The sequence below is a fragment of the Gemmatimonadales bacterium genome, from assembly GCA_030697825.1.
Classification (GTDB): Bacteria; Gemmatimonadota; Gemmatimonadetes; order Gemmatimonadales; family JACORV01; genus JACORV01.
Genome location: JAUYOW010000070.1, coordinates 20,984 through 38,076 on the forward strand (window position 1 = coordinate 20,984; position 17,093 = coordinate 38,076).

The 17,093-nt window shown below is 69.2% G+C and carries 18 protein-coding genes; 3 read left to right on the top strand and 15 right to left on the bottom strand.

Annotated elements, in window-relative coordinates; all coding sequences use genetic code 11:
- Positions 1-32 precede the first annotated feature (32 nt).
- From Q8Q85_03500 to Q8Q85_03530, 7 genes are all read right to left on the bottom strand, one after another.
- Positions 33-383, bottom strand: coding sequence for a hypothetical protein (locus Q8Q85_03500; GenBank protein MDP3773310.1), 351 nt, complete (start codon positions 381-383; stop codon positions 33-35).
- Between the two features lie 148 nt (positions 384-531).
- Complete coding sequence (rpmA, locus tag Q8Q85_03505; GenBank protein ID MDP3773311.1) at positions 532-789, bottom strand: 50S ribosomal protein L27; 258 nt, start codon at positions 787-789, stop codon at positions 532-534.
- 49 nt (positions 790-838) lie between these two features.
- Positions 839-1,153, bottom strand: a complete 315-nt coding sequence (gene rplU / locus Q8Q85_03510; protein ID MDP3773312.1) for a 50S ribosomal protein L21 — start codon at positions 1,151-1,153, stop codon at positions 839-841.
- Between the two features lie 145 nt (positions 1,154-1,298).
- Complete coding sequence (locus Q8Q85_03515; GenBank protein ID MDP3773313.1) at positions 1,299-2,900, bottom strand: Rne/Rng family ribonuclease; 1,602 nt, start codon at positions 2,898-2,900, stop codon at positions 1,299-1,301.
- A 222-nt stretch (positions 2,901-3,122) separates the two neighbouring features.
- Positions 3,123-4,343: an acyl-CoA dehydrogenase gene (locus Q8Q85_03520; GenBank protein ID MDP3773314.1), complete on the bottom strand. Its 1,221-nt coding sequence runs from the start codon at positions 4,341-4,343 to the stop codon at positions 3,123-3,125.
- Positions 4,344-4,376: 33 nt separating this feature from the next.
- Positions 4,377-5,597 carry an ATP-dependent DNA helicase RecQ gene (locus tag Q8Q85_03525; protein ID MDP3773315.1) on the bottom strand — a complete coding sequence of 407 codons (1,221 nt, stop codon included), beginning with the start codon at positions 5,595-5,597 and terminating at the stop codon, positions 4,377-4,379.
- A gap of 11 nt (positions 5,598-5,608) precedes the next feature.
- Positions 5,609-5,974, bottom strand: a complete 366-nt coding sequence (locus Q8Q85_03530) for a hypothetical protein (GenBank protein MDP3773316.1) — start codon at positions 5,972-5,974, stop codon at positions 5,609-5,611.
- Positions 5,975-6,161: 187 nt separating this feature from the next.
- Between Q8Q85_03530 and Q8Q85_03535 the strand changes: the two genes are divergently transcribed.
- From Q8Q85_03535 to Q8Q85_03545, 3 genes are read left to right on the top strand one after another with little or no spacing between them, the layout of a single operon-like run.
- A complete protein-coding gene (locus Q8Q85_03535; protein ID MDP3773317.1) occupies positions 6,162-7,208 on the top strand; it encodes a hydroxymethylglutaryl-CoA synthase in 1,047 nt (348 codons plus the stop codon).
- 30 nt (positions 7,209-7,238) lie between these two features.
- Entirely contained in the window at positions 7,239-8,387 is a 1,149-nt protein-coding gene (locus tag Q8Q85_03540; GenBank protein ID MDP3773318.1) for a thiolase domain-containing protein, read from the top strand.
- A gap of 2 nt (positions 8,388-8,389) precedes the next feature.
- The gene (locus tag Q8Q85_03545) at positions 8,390-8,782 is read left to right on the top strand and encodes an OB-fold domain-containing protein (GenBank protein ID MDP3773319.1); all 393 of its coding nucleotides are present in this window, start codon (positions 8,390-8,392) and stop codon (positions 8,780-8,782) included.
- 12 nt (positions 8,783-8,794) lie between these two features.
- Here the strand turns inward: Q8Q85_03545 and Q8Q85_03550 are convergent, their stop codons facing one another.
- From Q8Q85_03550 to Q8Q85_03585, 8 genes are all read right to left on the bottom strand, one after another.
- Complete coding sequence (locus tag Q8Q85_03550) at positions 8,795-8,959, bottom strand: hypothetical protein (GenBank protein MDP3773320.1); 165 nt, start codon at positions 8,957-8,959, stop codon at positions 8,795-8,797.
- Entirely contained in the window at positions 8,956-9,750 is a 795-nt protein-coding gene (locus Q8Q85_03555; GenBank protein MDP3773321.1) for an enoyl-CoA hydratase/isomerase family protein, read from the bottom strand. The genes Q8Q85_03550 and Q8Q85_03555 overlap by 4 nt, the downstream gene beginning before the upstream one ends.
- Positions 9,747-10,061 (bottom strand): hypothetical protein, encoded by a 315-nt coding sequence (locus tag Q8Q85_03560; GenBank protein ID MDP3773322.1) that lies wholly within the window; start codon positions 10,059-10,061, stop codon positions 9,747-9,749. Before Q8Q85_03560 ends, Q8Q85_03555 begins: the two co-directional genes overlap by 4 nt.
- Positions 10,062-10,068: 7 nt before the next feature.
- Positions 10,069-11,436, bottom strand: coding sequence for an acyclic terpene utilization AtuA family protein (locus Q8Q85_03565; protein ID MDP3773323.1), 1,368 nt, complete (start codon positions 11,434-11,436; stop codon positions 10,069-10,071).
- A 9-nt stretch (positions 11,437-11,445) separates the two neighbouring features.
- Positions 11,446-14,400: a S8 family serine peptidase gene (locus tag Q8Q85_03570; protein MDP3773324.1), complete on the bottom strand. Its 2,955-nt coding sequence runs from the start codon at positions 14,398-14,400 to the stop codon at positions 11,446-11,448.
- Between the two features lie 8 nt (positions 14,401-14,408).
- The gene (locus Q8Q85_03575; protein MDP3773325.1) at positions 14,409-16,028 is read right to left on the bottom strand and encodes a carboxyl transferase domain-containing protein; all 1,620 of its coding nucleotides are present in this window, start codon (positions 16,026-16,028) and stop codon (positions 14,409-14,411) included.
- Positions 16,028-16,474: a cobalamin B12-binding domain-containing protein gene (locus Q8Q85_03580; protein ID MDP3773326.1), complete on the bottom strand. Its 447-nt coding sequence runs from the start codon at positions 16,472-16,474 to the stop codon at positions 16,028-16,030. Before Q8Q85_03580 ends, Q8Q85_03575 begins: the two co-directional genes overlap by 1 nt.
- Before the next feature lie 12 nt (positions 16,475-16,486).
- Positions 16,487-17,093 (bottom strand): HAD family hydrolase (locus Q8Q85_03585; GenBank protein ID MDP3773327.1); only part of this gene is annotated, 607 nt, incomplete at its 5' end.

Genomic DNA, 17,093 nt, shown 5'->3' on the forward strand with positions numbered 1-17,093 from the left:
GACCCGGGAGGGGCTGCAGGATGGTGTAGGAGTTAGGGGTTCGGGGGTGGCTCCGCCTCCGACGTCGCCCCGGGCGTCGTCTCCGCTGGAGGCGTTTCGGCAGCTAGCTTCGGGTCGGTGCGGACCCCTCTGACGCGGGCTTCCAGCCGCTCGATCTCCGCCTCCGCCTCGGCGATGCGCCGCGTCAGGCCTTCCACTTCCCCCTCCGCGGGGGTGGCGCCCTTGGTCTGGCGATACACGAGGTAGCCGAGGTCGCGCGCGGCGTTGTCCTTCCGGCGCCGGATTCGCACCAGGTCCACGCGCACCTTCCCCTCGTCGAGGGCCTGGTTGGCTTTCCGGCCGAGAGTGTCGAGACCGGAGGTGAGACGGTCGAAGATGCTCATGGTGTTCCCTCCTCTAACACCCTACGGCTGGGAAAGGCTGCGGGTTGCACGCTCTCCCCCTCTCACCCCCCAGAACAAAACGGCCCCCGCTTTCGCGAGAGCCTTATGTTCTGCACATCCGGAAGCCGCCGTAGCGGCCCCTTATGTTCTACGCGGCCGGATAAACGCTCACCTGCCGCCGGTTCTTCGACTGCCACTCGAACTTCACCACGCCGTCAACCAGTGCGAACAAGGTGTGGTCCACGCCCTTGCCGACGTTCTGGCCGGCATGGATGTTGGTGCCACGCTGCCGCACGATGATGTTGCCCGCTCCCACCTGCTCGCCGCCATAACGTTTCACGCCCAGGTACTGCGGTCCCGAGTCGCGACCGTTGCGGCTACTGCCTACGCCCTTCTTGTGAGCCATGTGCCGTTACCCTGCGCTATGGGGAGCGGGGAGCGGTACCTTGGGTGCCTCAACCCAGCTCGACCGACTCAATCCGTACTTCCGTGAAGCCCTGCCGGTGGCCCTGCTTGCGCGCGTAGCCCTTCCGCCGCTTGTACTTGAACACCACTATCTTCTTGTCCTTGCCGTGACGGACGATCTCGGCGGTCACTTTGGCGCCCGCGATGACCGGCACGCCGGCCTTTACGGTGGAGCCATCGGAGCCGAGGAGCACTTCGGCGAACGTCAGCTTGGTGCCCGGCTCGGCGGTAACCGAAGGAATGCGCACGGTGCGCCCCGGTTCCGCCCTGAACTGTTTGCCGGCTGTCCTGAAGATCGCGTACATAGCCTGTAAAACTACCCACAGATGCGGCTGGGGTCAACGGCGGGGAGCGGTACCTTTGGGGGGAGCGGTACCTTGGGTGACCCGTCGCAGCGCTCGTGTGCCGCGACTGGCACCGGGAGGTACCGCTCCCCGCTCCCCGCTCCCCTCACGCCACCAGATACGCCTCGGTCACGTCCCGGCCCGCCGGCTGGCTCATCAGCTTGAACTCGTCCAGCTTCATCATCGGGTCGTCCCGGACCTCGAGGTCGATCCCGGTCTGCTTGATGAGCGTCTTGAGGAAGTGCGGCTCCTCCTCCAACAGGTACAGCGCCACCTCGGGATGCAGTCGCACGGTCATGCGTTTGTCGCGGTTCTCCGCCGACGCCCGCTTGAGCGACCGCTCCAGCCGCCGCACCACGGTCTCAGGCAGGAAGACGCGCCCCGAGCCCGCGCACGTCGGGCAGGCCTGGGTCATGCTCTGGTAGAGCGACGGCCGCACCCGCTGCCGCGTCATCTCGATGAGGCCGAGGTCCGAGACCGCGAAAGCCCGGGTCCGGGCCCGGTCGCGCGCCAGGACCTGCCGCAGCTCCTGGAGCACCCGCTCGCGGTTGCCGCGCGTCTCCATGTCGATGAAGTCGCACACTATGATCCCGCCGATGTCGCGGAGCCGCAGCTGCCGCGCGATCTCCCGCGCCGCATCGACGTTGGTCTTGAGGATGGTCTTCTCGGGGTCCTTCTTGCCGGTGTAGCGCCCGGTGTTGACGTCGATGGAGACCAGCGCCTCGGTGTGCTCGATCAGGATGTGTCCGCCGGACGGCAGGTCCACCCGGCGCTTGAAGAGGTCCCGGATCTCGCTCTCGATGTCGTGCTTGTCGAACAGCGGGGTGGACGCGCCGTGGAACTCGACCCGCTCCTTGAGCTCCGGCCCCACTTGGTCGAGGTAGTTCAGGATCTCGGTGTGGAGCTCCTTCGAGTCCACCGCGAGATGGTCGACCTTGGCGGAGAAGAGGTCGCGGATGATGCCCCGCGTGAGGCTGGTCTCGCGCTGCACCAGCGCCGGCGCGCGCACGAACGTCGCCTTCTTGGTGATCTTCTTCCAAAGCTTGAGCAGTGAGTCCAGCTCGCGCTTGAAGTGGTCCTCGGTCAGCTCCTCGCCCACTGTCCGGACGATGACGCCGCCCGATTCCTGGGGCAGGATGTTCGTGACCATTTGCCGCAGCCGTGCCCGCTCCTCGCGCGACTCGATCTTGCGGCTCACCCCCACCTTGGAGGCGTACGGCATGTAGACGAGGAACCGACCGGGAATGGAGATCTGCCGGGTGACGCGCGGGCCCTTGGTGCCGATGGGCTCCTTGGAGACCTGGACCAGCATGGTCTCGCCGCGCTTGACGATGTCCTGGATGGGCGGGAGCTTGCCGCGTCGGCCCTCGCCGCCGTTGCCCCGGCCGCCGTTGCCCTTCTCGCCGTTCTCCGGCTTGCCTTCGCCGTTCTGCTCTTCTCGAGGATCCACCTCCTCAGCGTCCTCGTCTTCATCCTCGTCGGGCTCGACGAGGTCCGAAGCGTGCAGGAAGGCGCTCTTCTCGTGTCCTATGTCAACGAAGGCTGCCTGGATGCCGGGCAGGACCGCATCGACCTTGCCGAGGTAGATGTCGCCCACCGAGCGGCGGGCATCGGGACGATCGACCAGCAGCTCAACTAGGGTGTCGTCCTCGAGGATCGCCACGCGCGTCTCGCGCGGGGCGCCGTTGATCAGAATCTCGCGTTTCAACTGAAAAGTCTCCGACGGACCCGCCAGCCACCCGGGACGGAGAGCCTCCGCCCGCGTGCCGCATGCCCGCCACAAAGATGAGAGGCCGGACCCCCAGGGACCGGGGCCGGCCATGTATCCCGAGCGGTGCGTCAGGGTGACCTCCGTACCACTCACCCCTCATGACTCGCTCACAGTAAAGTCCCATGTCGATAGCTAAAATAATGCTGGCATTGAAGTTAGTCAATCCTGAAGCAGATTCCCCAGAATCTGGCGGGCGATGACGAGCCGCTGGATCTCGCTGGTCCCCTCCCCGATCTCGCACACCTTGGCGTCCCGCATCATCCGCTCGACCGGGTACTCGGTCGTGTATCCGTACCCACCGTGGAGTTGGACAGCCTTGATGGTGGTGCGCATGGCCAGCTCGGAGCAGTACAGCTTGGCCATGGCTGCCTCCTTCTTGTGCGGCCGGTCGTTCTGCTTGAGCCAGGCGGCATGGTAAGTGAGGAGCTTCCCTGCCTCGATCTCCATCGCCATGTCCGCGAGGGCGAAACTCACGCCCTGGAAGCTGGCGACCGGCCTTCCGAACTGCTTTCTGACGCTGGTGTACTTGAGCGCCTCCTCATACGCCCCCTCGGCGATGCCGAGGGACAGGGCGGCGATGCCGATGCGCCCCGAGTCCAGGGTCTTGAGGAACTGGACGAATCCCTCGCCGACCGCGCCGAGGAGGTTCTCCTTCGGCACGACGGCGTCCTCGAAGTACAGCTCGCGGGTGTCGCTGGCCCGCCAGCCCATTTTGTCTTCCTTCTTCCCCGCCCTCACCCCTGGCGTCCAGGTGAGGGATGGCTCGTGGCCCATGCCATGCTTGGCCGCGGCGGCCTGGTCCACCGTTTCCTTGGTGACGATGAACGCGGTGATCCCCCGATTCGTCTTGCCGGGAGTCGTACGCGCCGTGCACACGAAGATCTCGCCGACGCCGGCGTGGGTGATGAAGATCTTGGAACCGTTGAGGAGGTAGTGGTCGCCCTGGTCCACCGCCGTCGTGGCGGTGCCGCCCGCGTCAGAACCCGCGCCGGGCTCGGTGAGTCCGAACCCGCCCAAGACCTTGCCCGCGGCGAGCAGCGGCACGTACCGCCGCTTCTGCGCATCGGTGCCGAAGTCCATGATGGGCGACGTGCCGAGGGTGGTATGGGCGGATACGGTGAGGCCGTGCGACGCGTCCACCTTGGCCAGCTCGTGGACCGTAGTGATGTAAGAGAGGTAGTCCATGCCGGCGCCGCCCAGCTCCTCGGGCCACGGCACGCCGAGCAAGCCGAGGTCGGCCATCTTCTTGACCGTCGCCCAGGGGAACTCCGAGGTCGCATCGTGCTCGCGGGCGACGGGAGCGATCTCGTTCCGGGCGAAATCACGCACCATCTCGCGCACTTCGAGGTGGTGCTGGTTGAAGAAGAGGGCGTCGTCCATCCGAGGAATCTAGCCTGCGGCCTCAGCATCCGGCTATACCGGGCGCATGCTCCTCAGCCTGAGGAGGCGCCACCGGGCGCACCGGTCGCAGCCGCGGCAGCGCTTCACGGCCTCGCCGAAGTGCGCCAGGAGCAGTTCGCGCCGGCACGGGAAGGCCATCACATAGCGGATCAGCGGATCCAGCTTCCGGGTGTCGGGCACGATCCGTCGCTGCAGCGCGAGGTCGCCCCTGGTCCACAACACTTCGCAGCGCGCTCGCCTCCCGTCCCTGCCGGCCCGACCCGCTTCCTGGTAGTACGCCTCGAGACTGGTGGAGAGACCAAGGTGGACGACGCGACGGACGTCCGGCTTGTCGATGCCCATCCCGAAGGCCGACGTGGCGACGACGCAGTCCAGGTGGCCGGTCAGGAACTCATGTTGGATGCTCCGCCGCACCGAATGCTCGAGGCCGGCGTGATATGGCGCCGCGACCACTCCGGCGTTGAGCAGGGCCCGCGACCACTTCTCGGCACCGGACCGCGTGGGCACGTACACGATGGCAGCCCCCCGGTGCGGCTTCAGGTGCGCGAGCAGCCGCCGGCGACGCTCGGCGTCGTCCCGCACCTTCACGACGCTGAAGTAGAGGTTGGGGCGATCGAACGACCCCACGATCCGTTCGACCGTGCCGAGCCGAAGCGTGTCGATGATGTCGTCGCGGACTGCGCGGGTGGCCGTCGCCGTGAGCGCGAGCGTGGGTGGCCGGCCCAGCGCGAGCCGCGCGATGCCGAGCCGCCGGTAGGCCGGGCGGAAGTCGTGGCCCCACTCCGAGACGCAGTGCGCCTCGTCAACCGCCAGCAGGCTCACCCGAACCGCCCTCAGGAGGCCGATGAGGCGACCGGTCGCGAGGCGCTCGGGCGCGACGTAGAGCAGCTTCAGCCCGCCGCCGGCGACGTCCTGTAGAACGCTTTGGCGCTCGGCCGGCGTCATGGCGCTGGTGAGCGCGGCGGCACTGATCCCGCGCCCGAGCGCCGCCTGCACCTGGTCCTGCATGAGCGAGATGAGCGGAGAGACGACCACGGTGAGTCCGTCCAGCACCAGCGCCGGCACCTGGTAGCAGATGGACTTGCCGCCGCCGGTCGGGAGAACCACCAGCGCGCTGCGTCCGGCCAGCGCCGCTCGCACGGCGCGGAACTGCCCGGTTCGAAAGGCCGGGTACCCGAAACGCGACCGCAGGACCTCGGTCGCGCGCTCCATTTGCCACGCGAGCACCGTCATGGCCGACCAAGCTACAAGGTCAACCTAGAAAGATGGTGGCGAATCCTTGCGTTGCGTGGCTTTTCTATGCTGAGCGAAGCGGAGAATGAAGGCGGCGACATCGCGTCGCTGTCCTCGGCCGCAGCGAAGATTCGGAGGAGGTTCTTCTCGGTCTCGCCGATGTACTTGGGCACGACCGCCGATAGGTCGATCCGGTACAGGTCGAGGCCGAGCCAGCGCGCGAGCACCTCGGCGGCCATTCGTTTTGTGGGCGCCGCGGGCCCCCGGATGCCGCAGGCGCGCACCGCGCGGAACTGGCCGGTACGGAAGGCCGGGTACCCGAACCGCGACCGCAACATCTCCGTCGCCCGCTCCATGTGCCACGCCGGCGCGGTCATCGGCCGACAACTTATGGAGAGAGGGCGGTATCACGGTGGCAAAATCGAGCGGGTGCGGCGCTTTCCTTCGCGGTCTACTTCGGCGGCGTGCGCCACGCGCCGTGGGAGCCTTCCTTGCGCCGCGGCGCGCGGTTACGCATGCTGAAGTGGGTCGGCTCACGGGCAGGACGATTCCTCGGAGGGGCAGATGGCTGGCATCGTGGGGTACGGCGCGTTCGTTCCGCGCAACCGCATCACGACCGACGAGATCGCCCGGCAGTGGGGGAAGGAGCCCGAGTCCATCCGGCGCGGGTTACTCCTCGAGGAGAAATCGGTCCCCGGGCAGGACGAGGACACCATCACCATCTCGGTCGCGGCGGGACGCGCGGCGCTCGCGCGCGCTGGCGTCGCCCCCGGCCGGGTGGGCGCGCTGTACATCGGCTCGGAGTCGCACCCCTACGCGGTGAAGCCCAGCGGCACCGTCGTGGCCGAAGCGCTCGGCATCGGTCCCGAGCTCCACGTGGCCGACTTCGAGTTCGCCTGCAAGGCCGGGACCGAGGCGATGTTCGTCGCGCTCGGGCTCGTGGAGTCGGGTCGCGTCGAGTACGCGCTCGCGATCGGGGCGGACACCTCGCAGGGCGCGCCGAACGACGCGCTCGAGTTCTCCGCCTCGGCGGGCGGGGCCGCCTACCTCTTCGGGAAGAGCGACCTCATGGCCGACGTCCGCGCGACGTACAGCTACACGACGGACACACCGGACTTCTGGCGGCGCGAAGGCGAGTTCTACCCGCGGCACGGCGGGCGCTTCACCGGCGAGCCGGCGTACTTCAAGCACGTGACGGCGGCGACGCGGGCCATCCTTGAGCGGACCGGCCTCAAGCCCGCCGACTTCCGCTTCGCCGTGTTCCACATGCCGAACGGGAAGTTCCCGCTTTCCGTGGGTCAGACGCTCGGCTTCACCCGGAAGCAGCTGGAGACCGGGTACCTCGTCCCCACGATGGGCAACACGTACTCGGGCTCGTCGCCGACCGGCCTCGCGGCGATTCTCGACGTGGCCGATCCCGGCGATCTGATCCTGATCACGTCGTTCGGCTCCGGCGCGGCGAGCGACTCGTTCGTGCTGGAGGCGAAGCCGGCGCTGGCCGAGCGCCGCGGCCGCGCCCCGACGGTGCGCTCGATGCTCGATGGGCCGCGGCGCTACCTGACCTACGGCCAGTACGCGAAGGTCCGCGACAAGATCATCCTGAACGAATAGAGGGCGTCCAGCGCTCCTGAGGAGGAGACGATGCGCGAAGTGGCGATTGTCGCGGCGGGCATGACCAGGTTCGGCGAGCTGTGGCGCTCGAGCCTCCGCGACCTGTTCGTGGAGGCCGCGGCGGAAGCGATCGCGGGCGCCCACATCGACCGGGTGGACGCGATCGTCGTGGGCAACATGTCCGGGGGCCAGTTCGTGGGCCAGGAGCATCTCGGGCCACTCATGGCCGACCACCTCGGGATGGCCGGCACGCCGGCCATCCGCGTGGAGTCCGCATGCGCCTCGGGGGGCGCGGCCCTGCACGTGGCGTTCCTCGAGGTCGCCTCCGGCGCGTGCGATCTCGTGCTCGCGGCCGGCGTCGAGAAGATGACCGACGGCGCGGACGTGACGGCCGTGCTCGCGAGCGCCGCGGACCAGGAGACCGAGGTCTATCACGGGATCACCTTCCCGGGCCTCTACGCGATGATCGCCCGCGCCCACATGGAGGCGTACGGCACCACCGAGGAAGACCTGTCCTGGGTCGCGGTCAAGAACCACCGCCACGGCGCGCTGAATCCGAAGGCGCAGTTCCGCCGTGAGGTGAAGCTGGAGGAGGTGATGGCCTCGACGATGGTGGCGGAGCCGCTGCGGCTGCTCCACTGCTCGCCCGTGAGCGACGGCGCGGCCGCCGTGCTGCTGTGCCCGCTGGACCAGGCCAAGCGCTACACGGACCGGCCGGTGCGGATCCGGGCCAGCGCCCTGGCCACGGCGCCGATGGCGCTGGCAGAGCGGAAGAACCCGGCCGTTCTGGACGCCGTGGCGCTGTCGGCCGAGCGGGCGTACACGATGGCGGGCCTGGGACCCGACGACATCCACGTCGCCGAGGTGCACGACTGCTTCACCATCGCGGAAATCTGCTGCATCGAGGCGCTGGGCTTCGCCGAACGGGGATGCGGCCGGGTGGCAGCTCGGGAGGGGCTCACCGCGCTGGGTGGCCGCATCCCCGTCAACACCAGCGGCGGTCTCAAGGCGAAAGGGCACCCGGTAGGCGCCACCGGTATCGCGCAAGCGATCGAGATCTTCGAGCAGCTGCGCGGCGAGGCGGGCGAGCGCCAGGTTGCCGATGCCCGCATCGGTCTCGCGCAGAACATGGGTGGCTCGGGCGCCAGCTCGGTCGTCCACATCCTCGAGGGGGCCTGACCATGCCGAGTCCGAGATACTGGCGGGAGATCCCGACGCGCTACCGGCTTGAGGCCCAGCGCTGCCGCGGCTGCGGAACGCACATCTTCCCGGCCCGCCGGATCTGTCCGGGATGCCGCGGCACGGATTTCGAGCGGAGCGCCCTGTCGCTCCACGGCACCGTCGTCACGTCCACCGTGGTCCACGTGGCGCCCGAGGACCTCGCGATGCAGGCCCCGTACGCCATGGCGATCGTCGAGACGCCCGAGAAGGCGCGCCTGATGGTCCAGGTGGTGGACTGCGATCCGGCGACCGTGACGCCCGGGATGGCCGTCGCGCTCGAGTTCAGGCGGATCCGGATGGAGGGGCGCGGGGGCATCCTCTGCTACGGCCACAAGGCGGTACCCGCGGCCTGAGTGCGGCGGGTTTCAGCCCGCGGACTTCCGGCGCTGGAGGAAGCGGACGAGGAAAGCGGACAGAATCAGCCCCAGGCCCGGGTATCCCAACCACTTCTTCCCGGTCTGGTCCGCGAACAGGACGAGCGCCAGCCCGGCGAGGGCCAGCGCGTACTTGGCGAGGGTCGAGCCGCTCACTTCTTGAGAAACGACGCGATCGCGCTCCTGAAATCGGGCGTCCCGCGCGCTACTGCATTCACCTTGGCGCCGAGCTTGATGCCGTCCACGAGGCTCAGACCGTCGAGCTGGTAGAACTGTTGCTTGGTGAGAGCCAGCGCCGTGGCGGAGAGCGCGGCGAGCTGGCCGAGTTGTCGCTCGACCTCCGCGTCGAACCCGTCGGCGGGAAAGACGCGGGACACGATCCCCACCCGCTCAGCCTCCGCCGCGTCCACGAGGCGTCCCGTCGCCGCGAGGTCGAACGCGACCTTCTCGCCGACCAGGCGCCGCAGCATGGTCATCACCATGGCGGGCACGAACCCGCGATTGATCTCCGGGTAGCCGAACTGCGCGCCGGCCTTCGCGAAGACGAGGTCGCACGCGGTGGCGAGCCCGCAGCCGCCGGCGAGGCACCGCCCCTCCACTACCGCAACGACGACCTTGGGCATCTGTCTCAGCCTGACGAAGACCTCGCCCAGGTCCCAGGCGCGCTGCTCGTTCTCAGCGAGGGTGAGGTCCGCGGACTCGAGCAGCTCGTTGAGGTCGAGGCCGGCGCAGAAATCCTTCCCCGCCCCGCGGATCGCCACGATACGCACGTCCGCCGCGAGGTCCACCGTCTCGATCGCCGTCTTCAGCTCGGCGATCATGCGGCGGTCGATGGCGTTCTTCTTGTCAGGACGGTTCAGCGTCAGCGTGGCTACGCCGCTGGCGCGGTCCATGAGGACCCGCTTCTCCTGTGCCCCTGTGCCTCCGTGCCCCTGTGCCCCCGTCATTCCGTTTCGATCTCCATCCTTAGCAGCGCCGTACTCAAAGTCTTCCCCTGCGCGTCGGTCTTGAGGGAGATGGTCCCGCCGCCGCCCAGCGCGCCGTGGAGGAGAAAGTTGAGCGCGTGCAGGTTAGGCAGCTCGAAGCGCTCGACCCCGCCGGTGAGCATCCCCGCGAAGTGCCGCGTGACGCGCTCCACCGTCAGCTCCCGCACCAGCACCGGATAGTACTCCGGCTTGAGCGCGATGACGCCGACGTTGGCGGTGTCGCCCTTGTCGCCGCTGCGGGCGTGGGCCAGCTCGACCAGGCGCCGCTTCACTTGGACGTCACGCTGTGAAAACCCGGACTTCCGGACGAATCTCGCCCTTGGGCACGAGCGCCGGCCAGTACGCGACGATCTCCTCCACCTTGGGCCGGCCGCCCGCGAAGCCCGTCACGCTCGGCGGGCCGTTCAGGATGAGCGGCGCCAGCTCGCGCGTGAACCGCTCGACCGGACCCTTGTGCTCGGCGCGCACGCCGAAGCGCAGTTGCACCTCGGCGATGTCGGGCGAGGGCTCGCCCGCGAGCAGCCCGTGCGTGGCGTTGACGCCCACGAACTCGGTCAGCCGCCCCTCGAACTTCAGGCCGAGCCGGTCGAGCCGCGCCCGGAGCACGCGGTCGGCCTCCCGCGCCTTGGCGTAGGCGTCGGGCCAGGCGTACACGAGCGTGCCAACCGCCTTGTAGCCGTGCCGGTAGGCGATCGAGACCTTGAGCAGGTCGGTCTCCGGACGGCCTTCGATGCCGGACACGCGCACCCGGTCGTGCCCCGCCTGCTCCAGGCGGATGCTCGTGAAGTCGGCGACGCAGTCCGGCGTGATGTAGGCGCGGGGGTCGCCCATCTCGTAGACCAGCTGCTCGGCGACGCTCGCCACGGTAATCGCGCCGCCGGTGCCCGGGTGCTTGGTGATCTCGAATGTGCCATCCGGGTGCGCGTCGACGATCGGATAGCCGATGTCTTCGAGATTGGGGGTCGCCGGCCAGCCGGCGAGGTAGTTGCCGCCCGAACACTGGGCGCCGCACTCGAGGATGTGCCCGGCGATCGTGCCCGCGGCCATGAGGTTCCAGGCATCGCGCTTCCAGCCGAACTCGTGGATCATCGGCGCGAGGGTGAGGCCGGTGTCGGTGACGCGCCCGGTGATGACGACGTGCGCGCCCTGTTTCAGCGCCTCGGCCACCGGCCAGGCGCCGAGGTACGCGTTGGCCGACAGCACCTTGTCGCGGACCTCGGCCAATGGCCGGCCCGTGTCCATGTGATGCAGCCCGATGCCGCGCGCGAGAAAGTCGTCGAGCCGGCCGAGGATGTCGTCGCCGCTGACGACGCCGACCCTGAGCTTGCCCGCGAGGCCAAGCTTGCGCGCGCTCTCGAGGATCGCCTCGGCGCACCCCGCGGGGTTCACGCCGCCGGCGTTCGTCGTCACGCGGATGTTGCGCTCCACCACCTTGGGGAGGATCCGCGCGAGCAACGGCACCACGTCGCGCGCGTACCCCATCCTGGGGTCGCGTTCCTTTTGCTTCTGCATGATGGACATCGTCACTTCGGCGAGGTAGTCCATCATCAGGTAGTCGATGGGCCCGCCCTCGACCTGACGCACCGGGGCCTCCAGCCAGTCACCCCAGAAGCCCTGGCCGGACGCGATGCGGATGGTGCGCGTCATGGCTTCTAGCTACCGCGGGAGCATGGGGAAGGTGCTCTCGAGCACGACCCAGTCGTCGGCGCGGGCGGAGGCGCGGACCCGCACCAGCGGGACCCAGCCCGGCCCGATCTCGTACGCACCGTTCCGGTTGACGCGCAGGTCTGTCGTGCCGCCCGCCGGGATGCGCATCGTCGCGTCGCCCTGGAGCGCCGGGCGCGGCGCGCCCACGAACGTCACCCGCACCTTCACGTCCACCCGCGCCGGCGCTTGGCGCATCGCGAAGCCCGGGAACAGCTCGACTGCCACTCGGAAAGGCTCATTCCGCCGGGCGGGGAGATCCGCTCCCACCCGATGGTAGTCGTAGTTCATCGCCCCGTTGCCGAGCTGCGCGCCCTCGCGATCGAAGACGGTGATGACGAAGTCGGTCACCTGGTTCCACGTTTCCGGGGTCAGCTGCGCTTCGACGATCATCTTCGTGGCCCACGCGGGCGCCTCGAACTCGCGCCGGTAGGTCTCGCCCCGTTCCACCTCCACCACCCACGCGGTCAGGGCTCCCACGTGCTCGGCGGTGACCGTGAGCGTAGTCTCCTGTGCAGCGGAGGAAGCGAACACGATGCCCGGTGTCCCCGACGTCGAATCCACCGCCGCGATGCGTACTGCGGGAATGGCCGCCTGGAGATCGAAGGTCACGTCGCGCGCGGGCAGAGCCTGCACCACCGCTTCCCACACGCCCGGAACGATGTCGTTCGCGATCACCCTGAGCGTCGCGCGGGAGCCGTCCTCGCGTCCGACGTCCGCGCGGTCCTCGCCGCGTGCGGGGCGGCCGCTCGGCTCGAACAGGAAGAAGGAGCCGGGCGCCGCAGTGTCCCGAAGCGAGAGGCGCAACGACAGCCCCGATGCGCCCGGCGGCACGGTGAGGTAGTACCGCGCGGCCGAACCCGCCGTGAGCTTCCGCCCCCCGACCGACATGACCCGGCCCATCACGGAGTCGGTCACGATGACCGTGTTCGCCAGGACGAACACCTGGCCGGCTGCCGTGTCGGCCTCGGAAATGCCGTACACGGTGCCGACGTACCTTCCGGCGCGCGTGATCCGCGAAGCATCGTAGCGCACTTCGACGACGGCCGATCCCGTGATCGAATCCACCGTGACCGTTGGCTGAGCGGGCCGGAGCCACGCCGCGTCCGAGTACAGCCGGTACCCTTCGGTACGTGGGCCCGTCCGTCCCGGCAGTCGGCTCACCCGGAACCGCTGCGCCGTATCCGCCGCCGCCGCCAGTCCGTTGCGCCGATAGGCCGCCGTGGGCCTGACGGCTTCGCGCGCCGGGCCGACATCGCCGTCGCTGCTCCGGGCCATCTGGATGGGACGCCCAGGCGTCGCTTCACGCGCGGGCGGGAGCGCCTGGACGCGATAGCGCACGACCGCGTGCCCGGCCCGGAGCCACTGGTAGGCCGCCTCGACGCGAGGCACACCGGCGCCCTGATCGATCACGCTCTCGCCGGCGAACCGTCGCGCGGTGGCGCGCAGCGCCTGCGTCAGCTCCGCCGCGGACGCGGTCCGCCCTTCCTGAGCCATGGCCGAGACCAGCAGCGCCACGAGGCCTGCCGTGTACGGCGAGGCCATAGACGTGCCGAGCTTGATCTCCGAGCCGGTGTTGTATCGCGGGACCGTCGAGTAGGCGAGCCCGGGCGTCACGATGTCCGGCTTGGCCAGCTCACCACCCCGCGCGCCCCACCAACCGAGGATGTCGGGGCTGGCGGCGTTGAACTGGGCCATCGCGAACGCGCCGGGGTAGACGGCGCCGCTCGTGAGCGCCAGCTCCGCCGAGCCGGGCAGCCCCATCGTGGACGTGCCGGGCCCGTCGTTCCCGGCGGCGATCGCGAAGACGACGTTGGGGTGGGCGATGAGAAACGCGTTCACGATCGAGTCCATCACGGCGTGCGGCTCGCCCTCGTTCCCGATTCCGAACGACACGTTCATCACCAGCGGGAGCCGGCGCTCCTCCGCGAACCCTACCGCGTACTCCATCGCGCGGAGCATGGACCCGTTGGTGGTGACGCCTCCCCGCGCGTTGTTCGCGATCTTGAGCGCGATGATGCGGGCGCCGGGCGCCACGCCGTCGAAGCCGCGCACCCCGTACATGTCGTGTGCCGCGGCGATCCCGGCGGTGTGGGTGCCGTGGCTCGACGTGTCGAGGAAGAACGTCAGCACGGGCCGGCCGCCCTCTTCCGTGAGGTTCAGCGCCGCGGTGATCGGGCCGCGGCCGCGGGGCGCGAAGCGGGAGGAGAAGGTGAACGTTTCGGCGCGCACGAGGTAATCCGCCACCGCGGTCTCGTCGCTCAGCGAGCCGTCGCCGTTGGTGTCCACGAAAGCCAGCCAACCGGACGCTCCGCGCACCACCACGACTCCGAAGCGGTCCCGGTTCGAGCCGTTGCCGTTGAAGTCGGCCTCCGGCCTGCTTCCGAAGGGCAGCTCGCTCAGCAACCCGCCGTACCACGCCGAATCCGTCGCAACGGCGCTCACCGCGCCCGCGCCCAGGAGCGTGATTCCGCCCTCGACGGCGATACGGCCCATGGCGTCGGCGCGTACCGGTGCGAGCGTCACCCGTCCCTCGCCGGAGAAGTCGCGTAGGTCGAGGATCTTCCGCTCGCCGAGCGTCGTGGTCTGGAGGCCGGGGACGCCGGGATCGGTGCCGCTGTCGAGGATGGCGATGAGGACGCCGCGTCCGTCGTAGGTGGGATGAAGCTGCCGGAACTCGGTCACGCCGGCCGACGCGAGCGGCATGAGGCCGAGCTGCTGCGCCAACATGGGCGGCGCCACGGGCCGCCGCTCCGGCGGCGGCGAGGTCGTGGTCTCGGCGGTCGGGACGGGCGCGGGGGCCGCGGCCACTGGCGCCTCGGGCGCGGTCTCGCGGACGGTGCGCGCGCAGGCCGCGAGCGTGAGCGGAAGAACGGCTGCGAGCGTGAGGCTATCAAGAAGCGACATCGGGGCGCCTAGACTATCGATGAGGGTAGCACGTAGGGGCCGAGGTGCGGCCCGGAGAAATTGGAGCAGACGTCGAGGGTGAAGGCAAGCATGTCGCGCGCTTCCTCGGGAGTGAGGATCGCGTCCACGTACCCGCGCGCGCCGGCGTACTTCGCATCGAGCTGGTGCTCGTAGTCGGCGCGCATCGCCTCCACCTGCTCGGTCAGCTTGGGTGTGGGGCCGCCGGCCTGCTGCGCCTTCTCGAGCTCCGGTCCGTACACCGCCCCGACCGCCGACTCGCCTTCCATCACTCCCATCCTCCCCGTCGGCAGCGAAAAGATGAAGTCAGGATCGAAGCCCTGGCCCGCCATGGCGTAATAACCCGCGCCGGAGGCGTGATTCACGGTGAGCACGATCTTGGGGACGGCCGCGGTCGCCATCGCCTCGACGAACGCAGCGCCGGCCCGGATGATGCCGGATGTCTCGGCCTCGGGACCCACCATGAAGCCCGAGACGTCTTGCACGAAGAGGATGGGGATACCCTCACGGTTCGCGTTCTCGATGAAGTAGGCGACCTTCTCCGCGCTCTCCGTGTAGATGATGCCGCCGAACCGCGCCGGCCCGCCGCCCGGCGTCTTCACCAGCCCGCGCCGGTTGGCGATCAGCGCCACCGTGTGACCCTCGATGGCGGCATGCCCGCAGAGCATCTCCTTCGCGAGGTCCGGCTGGAACTCGTCGAACTTCCCTTCGTCGAGGATGCAGGCGAGCACGTCGTGCACGTCGTAGGACATGCGATGGTCGGAGGGAAGCGCCGCGTACAGGTCGGTAGGAGGCCGCTTCGGCGCCCGGGTCTTTCGCTTGGACGGCTGGCGGCTCACGGCCGGTTTGGGGAGGCGCGCTATCTGCTCGCGCAGCAACTCCAGGCAGGCCTGGTCGTCCGCGGCCAGGTAGTGCGCGACCGCGCTCGCGCTGGTGTGCATGCGGGCGCCGCCCAGCGACTCGCTGTCCACCACCTGGCCCGTCGCGCCCTTCACCAGGTTCGGGCCCCCGAGGCCCATGAAGCTGGTGCCGTCCACCATGACGATGACGTCGGACAGCGCGGGCAGGTACGCGCCGCCCGCGATGCACGGTCCCATGACCGCGGCGAGCTGCGGCACCTTGAGGTAGCGGCGCATGAGCGAGTTGTAGTAGAAGATCCGGCCCGCGCCGTACTGGCCCGGGAAGACGCCGCCCTGATAGGGGAGGTTCACACCCGCGGAGTCCACCAAGTAGACGATGGGGATCCGCTGGCGCATCGCGATCTCCTGCGCCCGCAGGATCTTCCTGATCGTCTCGGGCCACCAGGAGCCGGCCTTCACCGTCGCGTCGTTGGCAACGACGACGATCTCCCGCCCCGCCGCGACGCAGAGTCCGGTGACGACGCCGGCGCCGGGCGCCTGGCCGTCGTACTGGTCATACGCCACCAGCAGCCCTACCTCGAGCCAGGGAGCATCCTTGTCGCAGAGGAGCGCGATGCGTTCCCGCGCGGTCAGCTTCCCGGCGTCGTGCTGTTTCTTGATCTTGTCGGGGCCGCCGCCCTGGCGCAGCCGATCGGCGAGCGCCCGGTATTCGTCGGTGAGGGTCTTGAGCCGGCTTTTCTTTTCGGACACTACGGTCTCAGGTGCTCCCGCGCCCAGGACCGGATGTAGGCGATGAGCTCGGAGGTGGCGGTGCCCGGCCCGAAGAGCCGGCCCACGCCGCGCTGGTGCAGGGCTTCGATGTCCTCCTTGGGGATGATGCCGCCGCCGGTGATGAGCGCGTCGCCTCGGCCGGCCTCGCGCAGCAGCTGCACCACGCGCGGGAACAGCGTCATGTGCGCGCCGGAAAGGATGGAGAGGCCGACCACGTCCACATCCTCCTGGACCGCCGCGGCCACGACCATCTCCGGCGTCTGGTGGAGGCCGGTGTAGATGACCTCCATCCCGGCATCGCGGAGCGAGGCGGCGACGACCTTCGCCCCGCGGTCGTGCCCGTCGAGCCCGGGCTTCGCGACCAGCACCCGGATGGGGCGCGGGAGCGAAATCTCCCCGGAAGCGGCTGGAGCCGTGGCGTTCATGGCGCGCGGAACCTATGCCGCGTCCAGCAGCGAAACAAGCTCGCGGCAGTACGAGGGCACATCCCGGGCGGTACGGCAATCGCGGCCGCCGTAACGGTCCAGCGGGTCGAGCAGGACGGGGGTCAGCCCGGCCCGTCGCGCGCCGACGACGTCCACCGGGTAGATGTCCCCGACGTACACCGCCTCCCCGGCCGGGACGCCCGCCAGAGCGAGGGCGATCTCGAAGATCCGAGCATCCGGCTTCTCGATGCCGACTTTGCCGCTGTCCACGACGAACTTCAGGTGGGCGAGGAGCCCCACCCTTTCGAGCAGCCGGTCCACCGTGCCGTCCGCGTTGGAGACACACCCGACCACCAACCCCAGGCGGTTCAGCGACGCCAGCGCCTCAGCCGTTCCCGGCAGCGGGTTGCTCCAGAGGTTGTTGCGCTTGTGCTCGGCGATGATGTCCGGGGCCGCCAATGTGAATTCGTCCTCCGAGAGGCCGAGCGCGCCGAGCATGGCGGAGAAGTGGATCGTCCAGCGCGAAAAGTCGCTGGAGCTTTCGTTCCTGGCCATGGAAGCCTCCACAGCCGCACGACCCGCGTACTCCGCCTCCACGAACCCCTCGACCGGCAACGCG